This is a genomic window from Mycobacterium sp. SMC-17 (assembly GCF_045310915.1).
Lineage (GTDB): Bacteria > Actinomycetota > Actinomycetes > Mycobacteriales > Mycobacteriaceae > Mycobacterium.
Map to the genome: position 1 here is coordinate 1 of NZ_JBJIAK010000141.1, position 1,562 is coordinate 1,562.

1 protein-coding gene is annotated in these 1,562 nt (G+C 64.8%); it reads right to left on the reverse strand.

Annotation, left to right across the window (positions count from 1 at the left end; genetic code table 11):
- Window positions 1-50: 50 nt before the first annotated feature.
- A complete protein-coding gene (locus ACJH7A_RS30450; RefSeq protein WP_073698473.1) occupies window positions 51-1,493 on the reverse strand; it encodes an IS110 family transposase in 1,443 nt (480 codons plus the stop codon).
- Window positions 1,494-1,562: the final 69 nt, after the last annotated feature.

A 1,562-nucleotide genomic window follows, 5' to 3' on the forward strand; every position in this document is an offset into this window, starting at 1 on the left:
TGAGTTCCTAATCGGAGTCAAGTTCTCAGACGGGTTCTTGTGGCAAGTCCTTAGGCGGGTTCTAGGGTGGTGGGGGCGGGTCGGTGGATTGGAGCGCTTGGCGACTCCTGTTGTCCTCGGCCCGCCCTGCCTTTGAGTCGCTGCGATTGGCGGGTGTTGGCGGCGTTGATCCTGGTTTGGCGATCAACGCGGTAGTGGGCAGTCACCAGGCGGCGACCTTCCTCGGCGTCAATGGGCCGGCCAGCGGTGTCACGTAGGGCGTAGTGCTCGCCGGTGCGCCAACAGGTTGCGATACGAGTCAGCAGCGCGGTGGCGATGTGGCAGATCGCTGAGTCGTGATGACGGTCGGTGCTCATGAGCCGCTGGTACTTGGCGGCCAGCTGAGGGTCGACCTTTCGGGCGTGGTCTGCGGCGGCGAAGAGGGCCTCGCGCAGCAATGGGTCGCCGGCTTTGGTCAACCCGTGCTGGTGCTGGCTTTGGCCGGATTGGCTGAGTTTGGGGATTAGCCCGGAGTAGGCGCGGATCGCGGCCAGTGAGTGGAAGCGGTGCGGATCGCCTAATCGGCCGGCGATGACGGCGGCGGTGACCGGTCCAACCCCGGGAGCTGAGGCAATGATGCCGGTGGGATCGGCTTCGGCGTAGAGGTTGGCGGCTCGTTCGTCGAGGTCGTCAATCTGATCGGTCAACGCTTGGGCTTGTTCGGCTTCGATCGCGATATCGGCCGCCAATTCGGCGAAGTCGATCCGAGCATCGGCGCCGGCGCCCCACAACTGCAAGGACTCTCGGGCCGCGGCCAGGATCAACGTGGCCTGGGCCTCGCGCCAGGCGCCACGGGAGTGGCGAATCAGGAACCGGGTCAGTCGAGCGTGCCCGAGGCGGATCAGGGTGTTGGGGTCGGCGTAGCGGGTCAATAGCGCCAAAGTTGCTTTGCCATAACGTGTTCCGAGCGCGTCATACCAGGCGGGGCCGAGCAGTTCGAGTTGGGCGTCGAGGCGCTGGAACACCGCGGTGCGGCGTTTGACGATCGACGAGCGGATCTTCACGATCCGACGCAACGGATCGGCCGGGCCGTCGCTGGCGTGGTCACGGAGCCCCTCGGGATGCAGCAGTGGCAGCCGGGCCAGCAGCTTGGAATCGAGGTGGTCGTTCTTGGCGTGTTTGGAGTAGTAGGCCCGCAGATCGGCTGACTGCGTGGTGGGCACCATCGACACGTTCGCGCCGTGGTGGCGGAACCATGATGCCAACGGCGCCCACGCGTTGCGGGTTGGTTCCATCACCACCCGTAACGTGTCTTCGTCGCTTAAATCGCAAGCATTCCAGAGCTTTTCCAGATCGTCGGGTCTGGTGAAGAATCGGCGTCCGGTCCAGACGAACGTTCCGTCGGGCCGCGCCAGCGAGGCCTGATGAGCCGCCCGGCACGCAAGGTCGATACCCAAGATGAGTTCCACGGCGTCCTTTCTCGCGAGGGTGTGACTCGAGGCCAGCGCCGGCATTGCCCAGACATTCCACAAGCAGGAGTCCGTCAGTGGACGGCTCCAAGTTCCCAAACAGGGACACCCGCC